A 5,438-nucleotide genomic window follows, 5' to 3' on the forward strand; every position below is an offset into this window, starting at 1 on the left:
GGACGACCGCCCCGGCCGCCGCCCCGAACACCGCGGAGGGTTCAGGGCAGGGCGACGGGGACGAGGGCGGGCTGTCGCGGGAGGAGCGGGACCGGCTGCTCGCCGAGGCTCAGCAGGCCCTCGACGACATGATCGGGCTGGAGCCGGTGAAGCGGCAGGTCCTGACGATGATCGCGCAACTGCGCATGGCGGCGTTGCGGAAGGAGCAGGGGCTGCCGAGCGGTGCCCGGCCCCGGCACTTCGTCTTCGCGGGCCCTCCCGGCACGGGGAAGACCACCGTCGCCCGCATCATCGGCAAGGTGCTCGCCGGGCTGGGGCTGCTGCGGTCCGGTCATGTCGTGGAGGCCCAGCGCGTCGATCTCGTCGGGCAGCACCTCGGGTCCACCGCCATCAAGACCAGCAAGGTCATCGACTCCGCCCTGGACGGCGTGCTGTTCATCGACGAGGCGTACGCCCTGTCCAACAGCGGGTACAGCGGTGGCGACGCGTTCGGCGACGAGGCGCTCCAGGTGCTCCTGAAGCGGGCCGAGGACGACCGGGACCGGCTCGTCGTCGTGCTCGCCGGGTACCGCGAGGAGATGACCGGGCTGCTCGCCGCCAACCCGGGCCTGGTGTCCAGGTTCAACACCCGGGTCGACTTCCCCTCGTACTCCGCGCCGGAGCTGCTCCTGATCGCCCGGTCCGTCCTGGCCGATCAGGGCGACGAACCCGACGAGGCGGCCGCGGCCGCGCTCGGCGCCATCTTCGCCTCGGCCGTGGACGGCGGCATGGCCGACACCCTGGGCAATGCCCGGTTCGCGCGCGAGCTCTGCCAGAAGGCCGCCGCGCAACGGGACCTGCGGCTGTACGCCGAGCACGCGACGGGCACGACACCCACCCGGGAGGAGATCGTCACCGTGCTCGCCCCGGACGTGACGGCGGCCCACCAGGAGCTCATGGAGTCCCACGGGGACCCTGCGGCATGAGCACCCGGCCGGACCCGCGCCCCGGGCCCGGAGCCGGAACAAGAGCAGGAACAGGAGCAGGCCCCTGCCCTCCGGCCCCGAGCCGGAACGCCTCCGTCCGCGGGTCCGTTCCGGCTCCGGCCCCATTCGTACCGTTGCGGAAAGACTCCCGGCATCCGACGTCTACCCACGGGTAACTCCCCCTGCTTTGATGGGCGGCACCACTTCCCCCCTCCGCACCAGGAGTACCTGTGCCGCATTCAGCGATCCGCCGTGTCTCCGGCGCGACCCTGGCCGCCGCGCTCGCCGCGGCGGCACTGGCCGCCAACGCTCCGCAGGCATCGGCGGCGGACGCCCCGTCGTTGCGCGTCCTGACGTACAACACGTTCCTGTTCAGCAAGAACCTCTACCCGAACTGGGGCCAGGACCACCGGGCGGCCGAGATACCGAAGACGTCGTTCTTCCGGGGCAATGACGTCGTCGTCCTCCAGGAGGCGTTCGACAACTCCTCGTCCGACGCGCTGCTGAACAACGCCGCCGCCCAGTACCCCTACCGGACGCCGGTGGTGGGCCGGAGCAAGAGCGGCTGGGACGCGACCGGCGGGGCGTACTCGGCCCTCACCCCGGAGGACGGGGGCGTCACCGTGCTCAGCAAGTGGCCCGTCGTCCGCAAGGAGCAGTACGTCTACAAGGACGCCTGCGGCAGCGACCGTTGGTCCAACAAGGGCTTCGCCTATGCCGAGCTGGACGTCAACGGCGCGCGGGTGCACGTGGTGGGCACCCACACGCAGTCGGCCGATCCCGGCTGCGGCGCGGGCGAGGCCGCCGCCAAGCGCAGCCTGCAGTTCAAGGAGCTCGACGCCTTCCTCGACGCCAAGAACATTCCGGCGTCCGAACAGGTCGTCGTGGCCGGGGACTTCAACGTGGACTTCCACTCCCCCGAGTACTCCTCGATGCTCACCGACGCCGGACTGACCCGGGCCGCGGCGCGCACCGGGCACCCGTACTCCTTCGACACCCAGGACAACTCGATCGCCGCCGACCGCTACCCCGACGACCCCCGGGAGGACCTCGACCACGTCCTGTACCGCGCCGGGCACGCGCAGCCGTCCGGGTGGACGAACGAGGTGGTGAAGGAACGGAGCGCGCCCTGGACCGTCAGCAGCTGGGGCACGAGCTACACGTACACCAACCTCTCCGACCACTACCCGGTGATCGCTTCGGCACGGTAGCCCCGGCGGCGGGGGATCGTGGGGCGGGGCGCCGTACCGACGGCGTACCGTCCCCGCCCCGCGACCAGTACACCGCCCCGGGCGACCGGAAAAGCCCCTGCCGAGCTCATCTACGATCGTTTCGTGTGCGCACATGTCATAGTCGCCGAAGACGACGAGAAGCAGGCCGAGCTCGTACGCCGCTATCTGGAGCACGAGGGCCACACGGTCGGGGTCGTCGGTGACGGCCTCGCGGCCCTCGCCGAGGTCCGGCACCGGGAACCCGATCTGCTGGTGCTCGACGTGATGATGCCGCGGGCCGACGGCCTGGACGTGGTGCGGGTGCTGCGCGCCGAACACCGGGAGGTGCCGGTGCTGATGCTGACCGCCCGCAGCACCGAGGACGATCTGCTGCTGGGGCTGGACCTCGGCGCGGACGACTACATGACGAAGCCGTACAGTCCGCGCGAACTGATGGCCCGGGTGCGGACCCTGCTGCGCCGCAGCCGGCGGGGTCCGGCGGCGGCCGGGCCCGTCGCGGACCGGGTGCTGCGGGTCGGCACGCTGGCGGTCGACCCCGACCGGCACGAGGTGTCGGTCGGGGACCTGGCCGTGGAGTGCACGCCCGGTGAGTTCCGGATCCTCGCCGCCATGGCGACCGAGCCCGATCGGGTCTTCACCCGGCAGCGGCTCCTGGAGGAACTGCACGGCTTCGACCGGTACGTCAGCTTCCGCACCGTCGACGTGCACATCATGAACCTGCGCAAAAAGATCGAACCCGCTCCTCGTCGGCCGGTCAGGCTGCTCACCGTCTTCGGGGTCGGGTACAAGCTGACGGACCCGGCGCGGAAGGCCTCGCGTGCGTCGTCGTGACCGGGAGCGGCGCGACGGTGCCGCCCTTCGTGACCGGGAACGTGACGGTGCCGCCCGTCGTGGCCGGGAGTTCGGCGCTGCCGTCCGCCACGACCGGCAGCGGGCACGGCTGCCGCTGCGCAAGAGCCTGTTCGGCCGGCTGTTGACGGTGTCCGCGCTGGTGGCCGCCTGTTCGGTGGCCGCCACCGCCTGGATCGCCGTGCAGACCACCTCCGGCGCCATCAAGCAGGAGCAGGGCCAGAACCTCACCGCCGACGCCCGGATCTACAACACCCTGCTCGGGTACGCGGCGAGCCACCCCACCTGGGAGGGCGTCGAGGACACCGTCCACGACCTGGCCCGCCGGTCGGGCCGCAGGATCGCGCTCACCACCGAGCAACGACGACCCCTCGCCGACTCCCTCGACTCCACCGACCGGCCGTCGCCGCCCGCGCTGCCGCACCGGGCGTCGGCGATCGTGGACCCCCTCTCCGTGGACACGGCCCTGTCCCGGACGGTCGACCGGCCGGGCGCCGCGGCCGACCGGGTGGATCCGCGCGCGGTGGGCCCGTTCCTGCTGCCCGCGGCCGAACGCACGGCGCTGCGGCGGGCCGCCGACCGGAGCGTGGCGTGTCTGAACGAGGTCGGGGTCGCGGCGGACGTGGTCCGGAGCCCGAGCGGGCGCCCCAGCATCCAGGTCGTGGGCAACGACCCGGATCGCATGCAGGACGCCCGGTGCGCGTCCGAGGACCTGAACGGGCCGACGGCCACCGAACGGAAGGCCCTGGACGCGCTCAACCGGCTCGCCGACGCCTGTCTCAAGCGCCAGGGCCGTACCGGCATCCAGCTCAATCTGGACCTGTCCTGGGGCGGCGGCCCCGCACCCGAGGCCGCCGGGACCGCCGCCGTCCCGTCGCCCGCGCCGAGCGTCCGGACCGGCGAGGACGACCGGGCCACCGCCTCCTGCGTGGGCACGGCCCGCCGCGAGCAGCTCAGCTCCTACGTCGCCTCACCCGCGCTGCTGTTCATCGGGGACGAGGGCGACACGACCGTTCCCGGCTTCGACCTCTCCCCGGCGAACACGGCGAAGATCGCGGGCGCGGCGGCCCTCGTCCTGGCACTCACCCTCGGCGCCACGTTCCTCGCGGGCTCCCGGCTCGTACGGCCGCTGCACGCGCTCACCGGTGCCGCGCAGCGGATGCGGGACGGCGAGGACTCCGTGCCGGTGCTGGTCACCGACGACAACGAGATCGGCCGCCTCGCCGCCGCGTTCAACGACATGGCGGACCACCGCACGCGTCTGGAGGCGCAGCGCAAGGACATGGTCAGCGACGTCGCCCACGAACTGCGCACACCGCTGAGCAACATCCGGGGCTGGCTGGAGGCCGCGCAGGACGGGCTGGCGGAGCCCGATCCGGCGTTCATCTCCTCGCTCCACACCGAGGCCGTGCAGTTGCAGCACATCATCGACGACCTCCAGGACCTGGCCGCGGCCGACGCGGGCGCGCTGCGGCTGCACCCCGAACCGGTACGCGTCGAGGACGTCCTGGCGCAGGTGGTCGCGGCGCATCAGGCGCGGGCCGAGACGGCGGGGGTCGCGCTCTCGGCACCACCGGCGGCCGACGCCCCCGTCCCCGTGCTGTGGGCCGATCCCGTACGACTGCGCCAGGCCATCGGCAACCTGGTCTCCAACGCCGTGCGCCACACCCCGGCGGGCGGGCGCGTGACGGTACGCGCGTACGGCCCCGGGGCCTCGCCGGACGGGACGCCGGTGCACGGGGCCACTACGGACGGAGAGGTCCCGGGCGGGGAAGTCGTGGTCGTCGAGGTCACCGACACGGGCAGCGGCATCTCGGCCGAGAACCTGCCGCATGTCTTCGACCGCTTCTGGCGCGCCGAGAAGTCGCGCAGTCGCCGTACCGGCGGCAGTGGGCTGGGGCTGGCGATCGTACGGAAGCTGGTGGAGGCGCACGGGGGTTCGGTGGGCGCGGTGAGCACCGAGGGCGAGGGCTCGGTGTTCACCCTCCGACTGCCGACGGGGCCGACCGGGTCAATGGGGCCGACAGGACCGACGGACAGGGTTTCGGACGAGGCATCGGGCAGGGCGTCGGAGGGCACGGGCCGGGGCTGATGCGATGACCACACCGTTCTGACAGCTTCTTCATAACTTCACGCCAGCCTGTCGGCATGCCTCGCGCCCGGTGCGAACCGGACTCCGGGCGCCATCGAGGCCGACCTGGAACGGAGTTCTGTCCCATGCCCAACCGCCTGTCCCTGCGCACCGTCGTCCTCGCCGCCGTCGCGGCGGGTGCGGTGCTCGTACCGTCCGCCTCGGCCTTCGCCGACGCCCTGCCCGATGCCTCGTCCGAAACCCTGTCCGTCGGTCCTGTCGGCCCCATTGACCCGGTCGGCCCCGTCGGCAGTCGGAGGG

The 5,438-nt window shown here is 72.6% G+C and carries 4 protein-coding genes; all 4 read left to right on the plus strand.

Translation table 11 applies throughout. From position 1 onward, the window contains the following. Nucleotides 1-965 (plus strand): AAA family ATPase (locus tag EAO76_RS43320; protein ID WP_148841688.1); only part of this gene is annotated, 965 nt, incomplete at its 5' end. Nucleotides 966-1,195: 230 nt separating this feature from the next. Next, nucleotides 1,196-2,176: a sphingomyelin phosphodiesterase gene (gene sph, locus EAO76_RS43325; protein WP_148841689.1), complete on the plus strand. Its 981-nt coding sequence runs from the start codon at nt 1,196-1,198 to the stop codon at nt 2,174-2,176. A 123-nt stretch (nt 2,177-2,299) separates the two neighbouring features. Then, nucleotides 2,300-3,028: a response regulator transcription factor gene (locus EAO76_RS43330; protein WP_187439063.1), complete on the plus strand. Its 729-nt coding sequence runs from the start codon at nt 2,300-2,302 to the stop codon at nt 3,026-3,028. Nucleotides 3,029-3,137: 109 nt separating this feature from the next. Continuing rightward, nucleotides 3,138-5,138 carry a sensor histidine kinase gene (locus tag EAO76_RS43335; RefSeq protein WP_376448508.1) on the plus strand — a complete coding sequence of 667 codons (2,001 nt, stop codon included), beginning with the start codon at nt 3,138-3,140 and terminating at the stop codon, nt 5,136-5,138. The last annotated feature ends 300 nt before the right edge of the window (nt 5,139-5,438 follow it).

This window comes from Streptomyces sp. sk2.1, assembly GCF_008120935.1.
Classification (GTDB): domain Bacteria; phylum Actinomycetota; class Actinomycetes; order Streptomycetales; family Streptomycetaceae; genus Streptomyces.